General features: G+C 70.0%; 11 protein-coding genes. 6 read left to right on the forward strand and 5 right to left on the reverse strand.

Annotation, left to right across the window (positions count from 1 at the left end; all coding sequences use genetic code 11):
- The first annotated feature begins 136 nt into the window (after positions 1–136).
- Positions 137–1,378, forward strand: coding sequence for a class I SAM-dependent methyltransferase (locus KPL78_RS21340; RefSeq protein WP_219765003.1), 1,242 nt, complete (start codon positions 137–139; stop codon positions 1,376–1,378).
- Positions 1,379–1,459: 81 nt separating this feature from the next.
- Complete coding sequence (locus KPL78_RS21345) at positions 1,460–2,431, forward strand: Bug family tripartite tricarboxylate transporter substrate binding protein (RefSeq protein ID WP_219765004.1); 972 nt, start codon at positions 1,460–1,462, stop codon at positions 2,429–2,431.
- A gap of 234 nt (positions 2,432–2,665) precedes the next feature.
- Here KPL78_RS21345 and KPL78_RS21350 read toward each other — a convergent pair whose 3' ends face one another.
- On the reverse strand, positions 2,666–3,550 hold the full coding sequence (locus KPL78_RS21350) for an MBL fold metallo-hydrolase (protein WP_219765005.1): 885 nt from the start codon (positions 3,548–3,550) through the stop codon (positions 2,666–2,668).
- 149 nt (positions 3,551–3,699) lie between these two features.
- On the opposite strand from KPL78_RS21350, the gene KPL78_RS21355 reads away from it, so the two are divergent.
- A complete protein-coding gene (locus tag KPL78_RS21355) occupies positions 3,700–5,088 on the forward strand; it encodes a vWA domain-containing protein (RefSeq protein ID WP_219765006.1) in 1,389 nt (462 codons plus the stop codon).
- 436 nt (positions 5,089–5,524) lie between these two features.
- Here KPL78_RS21355 and KPL78_RS21360 read toward each other — a convergent pair whose 3' ends face one another.
- From KPL78_RS21360 to KPL78_RS21370, 3 genes are read right to left on the reverse strand one after another with little or no spacing between them, the layout of a single operon-like run.
- On the reverse strand, positions 5,525–6,862 hold the full coding sequence (locus KPL78_RS21360; RefSeq protein ID WP_219765007.1) for an ATP-binding protein: 1,338 nt from the start codon (positions 6,860–6,862) through the stop codon (positions 5,525–5,527).
- Entirely contained in the window at positions 6,859–7,569 is a 711-nt protein-coding gene (locus KPL78_RS21365) for a response regulator (RefSeq protein ID WP_219765008.1), read from the reverse strand. Before KPL78_RS21365 ends, KPL78_RS21360 begins: the two co-directional genes overlap by 4 nt.
- Complete coding sequence (locus KPL78_RS21370; protein ID WP_219765009.1) at positions 7,566–8,123, reverse strand: MarR family winged helix-turn-helix transcriptional regulator; 558 nt, start codon at positions 8,121–8,123, stop codon at positions 7,566–7,568. The genes KPL78_RS21365 and KPL78_RS21370 overlap by 4 nt, the downstream gene beginning before the upstream one ends.
- A gap of 180 nt (positions 8,124–8,303) precedes the next feature.
- Here KPL78_RS21370 and KPL78_RS21375 point away from each other — a divergent pair, with 180 nt between their 5' ends.
- Entirely contained in the window at positions 8,304–9,389 is a 1,086-nt protein-coding gene (locus KPL78_RS21375) for a branched-chain amino acid aminotransferase (RefSeq protein WP_219765010.1), read from the forward strand.
- A gap of 135 nt (positions 9,390–9,524) precedes the next feature.
- Here the strand turns inward: KPL78_RS21375 and KPL78_RS21380 are convergent, their stop codons facing one another.
- The gene (locus KPL78_RS21380) at positions 9,525–11,093 is read right to left on the reverse strand and encodes a hypothetical protein (RefSeq protein WP_219765011.1); all 1,569 of its coding nucleotides are present in this window, start codon (positions 11,091–11,093) and stop codon (positions 9,525–9,527) included.
- 176 nt (positions 11,094–11,269) lie between these two features.
- On the opposite strand from KPL78_RS21380, the gene KPL78_RS21385 reads away from it, so the two are divergent.
- Both KPL78_RS21385 and KPL78_RS21390 read left to right on the forward strand, forming a co-directional pair.
- Entirely contained in the window at positions 11,270–13,570 is a 2,301-nt protein-coding gene (locus KPL78_RS21385) for an NADP-dependent malic enzyme (protein ID WP_219765012.1), read from the forward strand.
- Complete coding sequence (locus tag KPL78_RS21390; protein WP_219765013.1) at positions 13,567–13,998, forward strand: DUF488 domain-containing protein; 432 nt, start codon at positions 13,567–13,569, stop codon at positions 13,996–13,998. The genes KPL78_RS21385 and KPL78_RS21390 overlap by 4 nt, the downstream gene beginning before the upstream one ends.
- Positions 13,999–14,127: the final 129 nt, after the last annotated feature.

Genomic DNA, 14,127 nt, shown 5'->3' on the forward strand with positions numbered 1-14,127 from the left:
CCGCACCCCCGCCCGGCCGCCCAACGACACCATGCTGCATGGGTGGCCGGGCGGGGGTGCGGGCCGGTGCCGGCATTCTCAAACAGCCTCCCGGACCTGCTGGTCCCGCATCGCATCCCGGCGTAACACGCAGGGCATGAGCGACGCCGCCGATGCCGCCCTGGCTGCCCAGTACGAAGCCTACCCCTACCCGCAGCGCGACCCGCGCGAGGAGTCGAAGCGCCTCATCGTCGGGAGCCCCAGCCATTTGCGGGAGATCGACCATTGGGTCTTCGGCGCCCGGCGCCAGGCCGCGAAGCCACTGAAGGCGCTGATGGCCGGCGGCGGGTCCGGTGACGCGACGGTGATGCTGGCCCAGCAGATGGCGACCGCCCTGCGTCCGGGGACCGTCACCTGGCTCGACCGTTCGGCGGCCGCGCGCAAGGTGGCCGGGGCGCGGGTGGCGGCACGCAAGCTCGCGAATGTGGTGTTCGAGGAAGGCTCGCTCCTCGACCTGCCGGCCAGCGGCCTTGGCCCCTTCGACTACATTGATTGCTGCGGCGTGCTGCACCACCTGCCGGATCCGCTCGCGGGGTTGAAGGCGTTGGTCTCCGTGCTCGCGCCAGGCGGCGGGGTGGGGCTGATGGTCTATGCCCCGCACGGCCGCACCGGGGTCTACATGGTGCAGGACGCGCTGCGGCTGATCGCGCCCGCCGGCGAGCCGCCGCGCGAGCGCGTCGAGATCGCCAAGCGCCTGTGGCGCCAGATGCCCGAGACCAACTGGCTGCGCCGCAACCCCTGGATCACCGACCATGTTAAGGGCGGCGATGCGGGGCTCTATGACCTGCTGCTGAACCCGCGCGACGTCGCCTTCACGGTCCCGCGGCTCGCCGCCCTGATCGCGGCGGCGGGGCTCGAGATCCGCTGCCTGGTCGAACCGTTCCGCTACGACCCGGACAGCTTCCTGACCGACCCCCGGCTGCGGGAGCGCACCGCGAACCTCGACCCGGTGCAGCGCGCCGCGCTGGCCGAGGCGGCTGCAGGCAACATGGGCATCCACATCGCCTATTGCGTCCGGGCCGGGGAGGCGCCGCCGGCACCGGCCTGGGACGACCCGGCTGCGGTGCCGATCCTGCGCGAACTGGACGGCGCGAAGCTGGCCGCGACCATTCCCCCTGATGGCGTGCTGCGCATCGCCTTCGATGGGTTGTCCGTGCCGCTCGCCCTGCCACGCCTGGCCCAGGCGATCCTGACGCGGGTGGACGGCGTGCGCAGCATCGGCGCGATCGGCGACGAACTGGCCGCCAACGGCACCTCGCGCGAGGCTTTCACCAAGGATTTCGCCGCCCTTGCCCGGGGGCTGGAGCGGGTGAACCGGCTGCTGCTCGCCGCCCGCTAGGCTGCGAATCCGCTCCCCCTCGGGCGCATCGCTGCCCTAGGCTTCCTCCCAAAGCCCATGAGGCTTGGGAGGAGACACAGCATGATCACCCGTCGCGCCGTTTTCGGCGCTGCCGGCGCAGTTTTGGTTGCGCCTTCCGTCCGGGCCCAGGGTGCCTGGCCGGACAAGCCCATCCGCTTCATCATCGGCGGCGCATCCGGCGGGGTCTCCGACATCTTCCTGCGCATGATGGAGAACCGGCTGCGCGAGACGCTCGGCCAGCCCCTGATCATCGAGCCGCGCCCGGGCGCCGGCGGCATGGTCGGTGCCGAGGTCACCGCGCGCTCCACCCCCGATGGCTACACCTTCTACGTCAACCACGTCGCCTCGCATGGCATCGGGCCGACGCTGTATCGGCGGCTGTCCTTCGACCCGCTCAAGGACCTTCCGGGGGTGGCGCGCATCGCGGCCATGCCCAATGTGCTGATCGTGAAGGGCGACGGGCCGATCCGGTCGGTCCAGGACCTGGTCGCCTTCTGCAAGGCGAATCCGTCGCGGGCGAATTTCTCCTCGGCCGGGTCGGGGACGTCGTCGCATCTGTCCGGCCTGTTGTTCGGCATGCGCATGGGCATTGACGTCACCCATGTCCCCTATCGCGGCACCGCCCCGTCCATGGCCGCGGTGCTGAACGGGGAGGTGCTGTTCAACATCGACAACGCGCCGGTGTCGCGGCAGCAGGTGCTGGCGGGCATGCTGCGGGCACTCGGCGTGTCTACCGCCCGGCGCGCGTCGATGATGCCGGAACTGGCGCCGCTGCAGGATCAGGGCGTGCCGGATTTCGACGTGGCGTCCTGGTACGGCGTGGCCATGCCGGCCGCAGTGCCGGTGGCGATCCGCGACCGGCTGGGGGCGGAGATTGTCTCGGCACTGAACGATCCCGGCATCGCGCAGCGGCTGCGCGACTACGGGGCGGAGCCCTGGCCACTGGGGCCGGCCGACTACGACGCGTTCATGCGGGCGGAGGTGGAGAAATGGGCGCCGGTGGTGCGAGCCTCGGGCGCCCAGGTGGATTGAGACGGCAAGGGCCCTGGGCCAGGCGCGTCAAGGCCGCCGTCGACACGGCTCTCGCGGAAATGGGGATGGCGGCGTCCCCCGCGTCCGGATCATGGGCGGGGGGAGGTGGTGCTCCCCCCCAAGCCTGCCTCCAGAGCATTTCCGGTGAGCTTCCGTTCACCTGCAATGCTCCAGGTGTGTGTTTTTGCGAGCATCTTTACCTGTCCGGATGAGTTCATCCGGACAGGATCTGCTCTAGGCCAGCGCCTCTGCCTTCCGCGGTGTCACCGGCACCTTGAGGTAATGGACCCCGTTGCTCTCTGCCGGTGGAAACCGCCCGGCCCGGATGTTGACCTGAATCGAGGGCAGCAGCAGCAGCGGTGCCGACAGGGTCGCATCGCGCTTGGTGCGGAAGGCGACGAATTCGTCCTCGGTCACGCCGTCCTTCACATGAGGGTTGTGGGCGCGCTGTTCGGCGACCGTGGATTCCCAGGCAAAGACGTCGCGCCCTGGTGCCTTGTAGTCGTGGCACATCCACAGATGCGTCTCGGGCGGCAGGGCGAGCAGCTTCTTCATCGACCGGTACAGAATTCGGGCATCGCCACCCGGGAAATCGGCCCGCGCCGTGCCGTAATCGTGCATGAAGAGCGTGTCGCCGACGAAGACATCGCCGCCGATGCGATAGGAAACGCAGGCCGGCGTGTGGCCCGGGGTGTGGATCACCTCGGCCTCGAGCGATCCGATCGGGAAATGCTCGCCATCCTTGAACAGATGGTCGAAATCGCCCCCGCCGGGTTTCACGTCATCCGCCGCGAAGACGGGGCGGAAGATCGCCTGGACGTCCCTGATGTGCTCGCCGATGCCGATCGGCGCGCCGGTTTTCGCCTTGATATAGGGGGCGGCGGTCAGGTGGTCGGCATGGGCGTGGGTTTCCAGCACCCAATCGATCGTCACGCCTTCCTCGGCCGCGGCGCCCAGGATTCGATCGGCGAAGGCGACATCGGCGGTGCCCGAGCGGTTGTCCCAGTCCAGCACCGGATCGATGACCGCTCCGCGTTTCGTCGCCGGGTCCCACACCAAGTAGCTGACCGTGTTGGTCGGTTCGTCGAAGAAGGCGCGGATCGTGGCTTTGCCGCTCATCGTGCGTCACTCCGGAACGATATATGCGCTGATGCTTACTATATGCACACCAAGCGCGCTTGCACCACGAAGATGGGGCAGGTGGGGGCGGCTTGCCATCCGAAAGCATCGCAGCTTCCATGCCGACGCTCGGGAAACAGGACCCAACGATGCGCCGAAGCGCCGCCCTCCTCACGCTGCTGTTCTGCCTGATCGCTGGCAGCGTCTCCGCGCAACCGGCCATGCTCGTCCTCGATGCCTCCGGCTCCATGTGGGGGCGGATCGAGGGCCGCACGAAGATCGAGGTCGCGCGGGAGGTCGTGGGCGGGTTGATGTCCCGCTGGCCGGCGGGGCGACCGATCGGCCTGATGGCCTATGGCCACCGCCGCAGCGGGGATTGCGCGGATATCGAGGTGCTGGCCCAGCCCGCGCCCGACCCGACCGCCATCACCGCCCTGGTGCGCCGGATCACTCCGCGCGGCCGGACCCCAATGGCGGACGCCGTGCGCCTGGCCGCCGAGGCGCTCGGGCCCAGCGGCGGCAGCGTCATCCTGGTCTCGGACGGCATCGAGACCTGCCACCCCGATCCCTGTGCCGTCGCCCAGGCCATCGCACGGTCAGGCGTTCGGCTGGTGATCCACACGGTCGGCTTCGGCATCAGCGACCCGGCGGCCGCGGCCCAGCTCCGTTGCATGGCCGAGGCCACCGGCGGCCGCGCCGTCACCGCCCAGGACGCGAACGAATTGGCCGAGGCCCTGGACCGGGCGGCGGCAGCCCCGACACCCGGGCCCCGTGCCGCCGCCCCGCGCCCCGAACCCGTCCCGCAGCCGCGACTGATCGTCACATTGCGCCTCTGCGCGACCTGCGAGCCCATGACCGGCGACGCCGGCATCCTGCTGCGCCGCGGGGAGGACGTGGTCGCCACCAATGGCGATCCCTTCGGCCGGTTCTTCGACCTCGACCAGGGCGACTACCAGGTCAGCGTCGAGACCCCCTATTTCACCCGCGGCCCCGTCACAGCAACGGTGCCGGGGTCCGGCGTGGGCCGCGCCGAGGTGGTGCTGGATGCCGGGTGGCTGGTCGGCGATGTCCGCAGCGAGCCTTCGGGTGCCGACGTCACCGACCGGGCGGGTCTGGAGTGGGAGGCGCTGGGCGACCTTCCGGACGGCGACCGCCGCAGCGCCGAGGCGCAAGGCGGTCCCTCCTTCCTGGTTCCGGTCGGCACCCACAGGCTGACCGCGCGCATCGGCACGGCGACAGGCTCCGCCGAAGGCGCCGTCACCGCCGGCGAGGTGGTGGTGCTGCGCATCCCCATCCGCTTCGGCACGATCGCGCTGCGGCGGGAGGGGTTCGGCAATGATGCGCCGCGCATCACCATCACGGATCTCGGCAAGGACGAGGTCGTCTTTGACGACTGGCCGGGAGGCGACGTCGCGGAGATCCGCCTGGCGCCCGGGCGGTACCGCATCGCGGGCGATGCTGACGGGCGCACGGGCACGGCCGAGCTCGAACTCGCCGCCGATGCGTCGGAGGCGGTGACGCTCAGAGCCACGGAATAGCCCCCGGTCGGCGGAACCGGGACGTGCTTTGCCCCTGCGCGGATCTCATTCCGCCGAAAACCTTCCGGACGGTCCTGCAAACCCGCTCGTCGGAGCTGGAGGGGCAGACCGCCGCAGCACGAGCAGGATCGCCGGGTCGGTGACCGCGTGGCCCGCATCCCTCTCTTGCCAAGATCCGCTCCGGCAGAGGGTGGAACGTCCACGCAATCCACCGCAGCCCATATCAGGCGCGCGGGGTGCCCGATCGGCGGGGGGCTCCTCCCTGCTGGCTGCGCTCTGCCCGGCGCAACCGCGGCCCCTCGAAGCCTTCTCCGCCCGCACCGCATAGCCAGGGAGATCCTCGAACCCCTCTGCCATCCGCGGGGTGCCCGCTGAGTCCTCCAGGCCACCGAAGCAAAGCGTTGGAAGCCGCACAGTCCCGGAGCCCCCCGACGGATCACGCCGGCAGTCGCACCCTCGCCCTCAGGCCGCCCAGGGGGCTGTCCTCCAGCTCGATGTCCCCCCCATGCGCCCGAGCGATATCGCGGGCGATCGCGAGTCCCAGCCCAGTCCCACCGGCGGAGAAGGTCGCAAAGGGCCGGAAGGCTTCCTCGCGTTGTTCCTCGGGTATGCCAGGCCCGTCGTCGTCCACGGTCACCACTGCCCAGCTTCCGGTCTCGCCGCGCGGCACGCTGGACAGGCCGACCGCGATGCGGCGGGCATGCTTGCGCGCATTGTCGAGGAGATTGCCCAGGCAGCGGCGCAGGGCATCGGCGCGTACCGGCAGGACCATGGTGCGCTCGCCGAATGAAAGGTCCACCTGCGCCCCGTCGCGACGGGCCTTGGCGGCGGCTTCGCCAACCAGTTCGACGAGATCGGCGGGGGCGGCCTGCTCCATCCCCTCCCCGCGGGCGAAGGCAAGGTAGGCGGCGATGAGGCGATCCATCTCCTCGACGTCCTGGGTCATCGCCGCCGCGTCCTCCTGCGCATCGGAGGGCAGCATGGCGAGGCCGAGGCGCAGGCGCGTGAGGGGCGTGCGGAGGTCGTGGCTGATGCCGGCCAGCATCTCGGTGCGGCTTTCGACGAAGCGACGGATGCGGGACTGCATCGAGTTGAAGGCGATGGCGGCCTGGCGCGCCTCAGCGGCCCCTTCGGGCTTGATGGGACCGAGGTCGCGGCCGCGGCCGAAGGCTTCCGCGGCGTCGGCCAGGCGGCGCACGGCGCGCACCTGGTTCTTCATGAACAGGGCCGCGACGCCGAAGAGGAGGAGGGAGGAACCGACCACCCAGATGACGAAGAGGTAGAGCGTCCCGCTGAACAGGCGCTTGCGCGGCGCCTCGGCGTGCAGGACGCCGTCGGGGAGCTGGACGCGGATGATCACGCTGCGCGGGTCGGTCTGCCAGTCCGTGTCGAAGGGCAGGCGGACGCGCTCGCGCATGGCGGCGTCGAGGTCCTCCTCGAGCGGCAGCAGCGGCAGGGAGGCGCCGCGGTTACCGGAGGGACCGAGTGTCGCGCCGGCCTCGAACGCCAGGGAGAGGTCGAGGCGCCAGGCGGCCTCGCGGAAGATCCAGCCGCGGTCCTCGGGCTTGGGATTGCGGGCGAGAAGCTCGACCACCATCGCGACATCGCCGGCCACGCCGCCGGCCAGGCGCCGGGAGATGACGTCGAGATGGTTCCCGTAGAACAGGTAGAGCGAGATGACCTGGAGCACGACTAGCGGTACCAGGATGATCAGCAGCGCACGGCCGAGCAGGCCGCGCGGGACGGTCCGGCGCAGCAGGCCGGCGATCGTCACGGCCCGGGCCGCAGCACGTAGCCGCGGTGGCGCACGGTCTGGATGAAGCGGGGTTCGCGCGGGTCGGCCTCGACCTTGCGGCGCAGGCGGGTGACCTGCACGTCGATGGCGCGCTCGCCGGCCTCGGGGGTACCGAGGGCGGCGCCGATCTCCTCGCGGGACAGCACCTCGCCGACGCGGCGGGCGAGGGCCTGGAGCAGGGCGGCTTCGCCGCCGGTCAGGCGGACGATGCCCTCGGGGCCGCGGAGTTCGCCGCGCTCGATGTCGAACCAGCTATGGCCGAGCTGGACCGGGGCGGTGGACAGCGCCTGGGTCGTCACCGGCGGCGCGGCGCGGCGGAGGATGGTGCGCACGCGCAGCGCCAGCTCTCGCGGGTCGAAGGGCTTGGCCAGGTAGTCGTCCACCCCGTGCTCCAGGCCGGCGATACGGTCCTCGGGCGCGCCGCGGGCGGTGAGCATGAGGATGGGGACCTCGTTGCGCTCGCGGCGCAGGGATTCGGTCAGCGACAGGCCGGATTCGCCGGGCATCATCACGTCCAGCACCAGCAGGTCGAACATCATGGCCGAGATGGCCTGGCGCGCGGCGGCGGCGCTGTCCACGGCGGTGACGCGGAAGCCCTCCTCGCTGAGGAAGCGCTGGAGCAGGCCGCGCAGGCGCGCATCGTCATCGACAACCAGCAGATGCGCGCTGTCGCCCGGACTGCTCATCGCGCCCCCCCGGCCGAAGCGACATGGCCCTCGAGCGTGTCGCAAGCGGCGCGCGCCTGGTCGCCCATCAGGCCGCGCATGACGCGGCGGAAGCCTTCCACGGCGACAGGTCCGGCCTCGCGATAGGCCTGCATCACCGTCTCCCGCTGGCGTTCGAACAGGCGGCGTTCAAGCGCGGCGCCCTTTTCGGTCAGGGTCAGCAGGCGCTGACGACGGTCGTTGCGGCCGGGGGTCTGGGTGACGTAGCCGTCCTCGACCATGGGCTGAAGAACGCGGCCGAGGCTCTGCTTGGTGATGGACAGGATGCCGAGCAGGTCGCCCACCGTGATGCCGGGGCGGCGGCCGACGAAATGCAGGACGCGGTGATGGGCGCGGCCCATGCCGAGCTCGGCGAGGATCGCGTCCGCGCCGGCGGTGAAGTCGCGGTAGCCGAAGAAGAGCAGGTCCTGCGCGATGCGCAGCTCCTCCTCCCGCAGGAAGAGAAGGTTGCGGCCGGCGGGCAGGGTGCTGCGCTCCGGGGCTTCTGCGATCTGCGCTGGGCGTGGGGCTGGCATGTTCGGGCGTGGACCTCCTCTTGGGTCAGTATCATTGACCGATCAGTTCTGTCATTCTAACTTCACAGGCGTTGAAGCAACATTCTTTCGTCTGGCACGGCCTCCACATAGCAACTCAATGACCCGACTGGAGCACCGTGCCAGCGCGAATGCATAAGTGTCGCTGGAAGGAACCGCAGCATGGGCCAGTTTCCGTTCACCCGCACCACCACGCCGAAGGCCAAGCCGGCTGACGACTCGCTGTCCTTCGGCAAGGTCACCACGGATCACATGTTCCTCATGAACTATGAGGAGGGGAAGGGCTGGTTCGATCCGCGCATCGTCCCCTATGGGCCGCTCAGCCTGGATCCGGCGACCTCCGTGCTGCATTACGGCCAGGCGATCTTCGACGGGCTGAAGGCGTTCCGCGGCGATGACGGGCAGATCCGGTTGTTCCGCGCCGATCGCCACGCGCAGCGGTTCAATCGCTCGGCGAAGCTGATGAGCATGCCGGAACTGCCGGTGGACGTGATCCGCGACAGCTTCGAGGCACTGGTGGGCGTGGATGCCGACTGGGTGCCCCGCAAGGCGGGGACCTCGCTGTATCTCCGGCCGACCATCATCGCGACGGATGTGATGCTGGGCGTGCATCCCTCGCACAGCTACCTGTACTTCCTCATCCTCTCGCCGGTGGGGTCCTACTACAAGGAAGGAGTGAAGCCGGTGCGCATCCTGGCCTCCGACGCCCATGTGCGCGCGGTCAAGGGCGGCACGGGCGAGGCCAAGACCGCGGCGAACTACGCGCAGTCGCTGTCCGGCCAGGTCGATGCGGAAAAGGCCGGCTACACCCAGGTGCTGTATCTGGATGGCGTGCACCGGAAGTACCTCGACGAGGTCGGCACCATGAACATCATGGTGAAGATCGGCGACGAGGTGATCACGCCGCCGCTCGCCGGCACCATCCTGGACGGCGTGACCCGTGCCTCGACCCTGCAGCTGATGCGCGACTGGGGGCTGAAGGTCAGCGAGCGCCCCATCACCATCGACGAGGTGATGGAAGCCGGGCGCAACGGCACGCTGAAGGAAATGTGGGGCACGGGCACGGCGGCCGTGGTCTCCCCGGTGGGCACGCTCGGCTACAAGGGCGAGGACGTGACCATCAATGGCGGCCAGACCGGCGAACTGACGCAGAAGCTGTACGACGCGATCGTCGGCATCCAGTACGGGCGGACGAATGACCCGCATGGCTGGACCAGCGTGGTGAAGGTGCCGGCGGAAGTCGCGTAGAACAGGCACTGAAGGGACGGCGCCCCATGCGCCCCGGCGGGATAAGGCCCTGACGGAGATGGAGAGGGGCATTGCCCCTCCCTGTCGCGCCGCGTGCCTTATCGTCGCGCGCATGGGGCACGGCCCCTCCAGCCGTCATCGCCGCCGGCGCACCAGGCACCAGCGTTCCTCGTCCGGCGCCGCGCCGCAGCCGGGCCACCACGATGCCCGGCAGTACCGGTTGGCCGTGGTGAACCATTCGGCACTCGCGGTGCAGCCTCGCCAATGCACCTCCGTGGTCGCGTCGCGCGACAGGTGCAGCATCTCGAGCCACAGGTCGCCGACATCCTCGAGCGTCGGCATCAGGTCGGAGAACCACTCCCAGCGCGCCGGCCGGGCCGGCCGTGCCACGGCGATCGCACCGCGCCCCACCGCGCGGCGGTACCCCTTCAGGAAATGCGATTCGAGCCGCACGCCGAAGGCGCCGGGCTGCATGCCGATGATCAGCTCGGCGACCGTCATGTCGCATTCCTGGGGCAACACCAACGCGGTGGGAAACGCGAAGGCAGTGCCAAGGAAGCTGCCGCCGCGCGCGAACAGGTCGATCTCGAAGAAGAAGCCCACGACGCGCATGCGTGATGCGATGGCGGTGAGCCAGGCATCCTCCTGGCCCGGCGCCACGGCGGCCCATTGCGACGCGATGGCGTCCCACACGGCCATGGTCTCGGCCTGGTCGGGGATGGTCTCGGCCTGGTCGGGGATGGTCTCGGCCCAATGGCGTTCCATCTGGCCGGGGAAGCCGCGGCCACCGCCGGCGCGCTGTTGGGCGATGGCACGGGCCAGCGTCTCGCGCACGCCGCTCGCCCCCCAGGAGACGACATGGATCAGGGCATGCGGGGCGCCACGCGCTTCGAGATAGGCCTGCAGCATCACCCCGAAGCCCTGGGCGACAAGGCCGCCCTGGCTCTGGCCGGTGATGAAGACCTCGCCGCCCCGGCCGGCGTAGTCCGCGGCGTCCCGCACCAAGCGCAGCGCGGCGTTGGAGACGTATTGCGCCCGCCCCATCGTCAACCCCGAGGCCCAGCTCCGCAGATCGGTCCGCTCGAAGACGTGGGTGCCGGCGATGGCATAGATGCGATGCGGCGGCCCGGCGCCGGGCCGGGATTCCAGCACCATGGCGGCGAAGCCACTGTAGCGGTCGGTGACAAGCCGGACCAGCCGGTAGTCCTCGAGGCCCTCCTCATCCTCGCTCGCCTCCAGCCGCGGCGATGTGCCGGGCCCGGCGTCATGGACGTCGTAGGCGCGGTTGGCAGCGGAGACAGTCGCCGTATCGACGCGCCACAGCGCCGGATGGCGTGAGCGGCGGTCCTGCAGGATGGCCGCTCCGTCCACGCCGGGCAGATAGGTGGTGGAGGGATGGCCCTCGGGCAGTTCCAGCTCGCGCAGGGCGCGCAGGTGGATCTGCACCCGCGCCTCGCGCCCCCTGCCCTCGATCGAGGCGTGGACGCGATGATGCGCCAGCACGTCGCGGGCAAAGGGCGCGAGGCGGGCGAAAGTAAGTTGCAGATCCTGCGTCGGCTCCGGCACCTCGCAGCCGCCGGAAGGGGTGTCCGGGGCCGCGGCGAAGGCGACCGCAGGCAGCAGCAGCAGCAGCACGGCCAACCCCGCCTGCCGCCGGCCGCGCGGCATCCGCGCCGCAGCATCGACCTGGCAGCGGCGCTGCATCAGGTTCTCCCCTCTCTCCGGCCCGCGCCCACAACGCCTCACACCAGGCGCCGTTGTCATCTCGCCGGGCACTGTGTCGAGAATGCGGAGGTCATGCCGCGCCTGCGAAGCCGGGGGGTCGCCGCGCGGCTTCCGCGGCTGCACAATGGTGCGAACACGCGACGGGAATCCCTCCGATGGACGACATGAAGCACCCACCCACCGAGGACACGCGGACGGCCCGCGTGACGGGGGAAGAAGCGCTGGCGATGCATGCCGAGGGCCGTCCAGGCAAGCTCGAGATCCGGCTGACCAAGCCGCTGATCACCGCGCGCGACCTGTCGCTCGCCTATTCCCCGGGCGTCGCGGAACCCTGCCTGCACATCCATCGGGATCCGAAGCTCGCCTATGACTATACGGCGAAGGGCAATTTCGTCGCCGTCATCTCGAACGGCACGGCGGTGCTGGGGCTCGGCAATCTCGGCGCGCTGGCGTCGAAACCGGTGATGGAAGGCAAGGCCGCGCTGTTCAAGCGGTTCGCCGATGTCGATTCCATCGACCTCTGCGTCGATACCGAGGATGTGGACGCCTTCGTCAATTCCATCCGCTACCTCGGCCCATCCTTCGGCGGCATCAATCTCGAGGACATCAAGGCGCCGGAATGCTTCGTCATCGAGCAGCGCCTGCGCGAGCTGATGGACATCCCGGTCTTCCATGACGACCAGCATGGCACGGCGATCGTCGCCGCGGCGGGGCTGATCAACGCCATCCATCTGACCGGGCGCGACATCAAGACGACGCGCCTCGTCATCAACGGCGCCGGCGCAGCGTCCATCGCCTGCGCCGAGCTGGTGAAGGCGATGGGCATGCGCCCGGAGAACGTCATCCTCTGCGACACCAAGGGCGTCATCTGGCGTGGCCGCACGGAAGGCATGAACCAGTGGAAGTCGGCGCATGCGACGGCAACCGAGGCGCGGACCCTCGCCCAGGCTCTGGACGGCGCGGATGTCTTCTTCGGCCTGTCGGTTAAGGGCGCGCTGACGCCCGACATGGTGCGCGCCATGGCGCCGAAGCCGATCATCTTCGCCATGGCCAACCCGGACCCCGAGATCACGCCGGACGAGGCGCGTGCCGCACGGCCCGACTGCATCATCGCCACCGGGCGCTCGGACTATCCCAACCAGGTGAACAACGTCCTCGGCTTCCCCTTCATCTTCCGCGGTGCGCTCGATGTGCGGGCGTCCACCATCAATGAGACGATGAAGATCGCCGCGGCCGAGGCGCTTGCCATGCTGGCGCGCGAGGACGTGCCGGAGGAAGTGGCCGGCGCCGGTGCGGGCAAGGCACTGCGCTTCGGGCCGGAATACATCATCCCCAACGCCTTCGACCCGCGGCTGATCTCCCGCGTCTCGCCCGCCGTCGCCAAGGCGGCGATGGAATCCGGCGTCGCCCGCGCGCCGATCATCGATCTCCAGCGCTATGCGCGCGATCTCGCCAACCGGCTCGACGCGACCGTCGGCGCGCTGGAGGCGATCGCCGAATCCGTGCGCGACAATCCCAAGCGCGTCGTCTTCGCCGAGGGCGAGGAGGAGAAGGTCATCCGCGCAGCCATCGCCTTTCGCAATGCCGGCTACGGCACGCCGATCCTGGTGGGGCGGGAGGACCGGATCAACGCCGTGGCCGCCGCGCTCGGCATCCCGATGCCCGACGGCATCGAGATCCACAATGCGCGGCTGTCGGACTCCAACCGGCGCTATGCGGAATACCTCTACGCCAAGCGCCAGCGCGAGGGCTTCCTGCTGCGTGACTGCCAACGCCTGGTGAACCAGGACCGGAATGTCTTCGGCGCCTGCATGGTGGCAACCGGCGATGCGGATGCCATCGTGACCGGCACCACGCGGTCCTATTCGGTCGCGATGGAAGGCATCGGCATGGCGATCGATCCCGTGCCGGGGCGTGTCGTCTTCGGGCTGTCCATCATCGTCTCCCGCCGCGCCGGCACGGTGCTGGTGGCCGATACGGCGGTGCATGAGCGCCCGGATGCCGAGACGCTGGCCGGCATCGCGCGCGGGTCCGCCGCGGCGGCACGGCGGCTGGGGCTGGAGCCGCGGGTTGCCTTCCTGTCCTTCTCGACCTTCGGCGATCCGCGCGGGACCATCCCGGGGTCGATTCGCGATGCGGTGAAGCTGCTGACCGAACGCGGCGCCGATTTCGAGTTCGACGGCGAGATGTCGGCCGATGTGGCGCTGGATCCGGGGCTGCGCGCCTCGCTCTATCCCTTCTGCCGGCTGAGCGGGCCTGCGAACGTCCTCATCATGCCCGGTCTGCACGCCGCGCACATCCTGACGCGGTCGGTCCCCAGGCTGACCAGCGCGACGGTGATCGGCCCGCTGCTGACCGGACTGAGCCATTCGGCGCAGGTCGTGCCGATGCAGGCGGGGGTGAACCAGCTTCTCGACGTCGCCTGCCTCGCCGCACATGCCGCGGCGCAGAAGTGACGGAGGAAGTCCTTACTGTCGGCTATGAGAACACGACGCCTGCGGGGCTGATCTCGGCCCTGCAGGACTCGGGCGTGCGGGTGCTGGTGGATGTCCGCGCCCTGGCCAACAGCCGCAAGCCGGGCTTCGCGAAGACAGCCCTGTCGGCGGCGCTGGAACAGGCGGGGATCGGGTATCTGCATCTGCGCGCGCTCGGGACGCCGGCCGAGGGGCGCGCATCAGTGCGGTCCGGCAAGCCGGCCGAGATGCGGCGCATCTTCGCCCGGCACCTCGCCGGGACGGAGGCACAGGCGGCGCTGGCGAACCTGTCCGACCTGGCGCGGCAGCAGCGGGTCTGCCTGCTGTGCCTGGAAGCCGATCCGCAGCATTGCCACAGGACTTTGGTGGCGGAAGCGGTGGGGCTGCCGGTGGTGCATCTGCGGCCGTGATGGCGGAAGGGGCTGTGCCCCTCCCCGGCCTCTCCCAGCCAAGGGATCCCACGGCATTCGTGATGACCCAGACGCCTCCGCCGCCGCCCCGGGAGGGGCTCCGGCCCTCCAAGCGCGCTTCGTGCGCAA

Source organism: Roseomonas alba (assembly GCF_019430885.1).
GTDB classification, from domain to species: domain Bacteria; phylum Pseudomonadota; class Alphaproteobacteria; order Acetobacterales; family Acetobacteraceae; genus Neoroseomonas; species Neoroseomonas alba.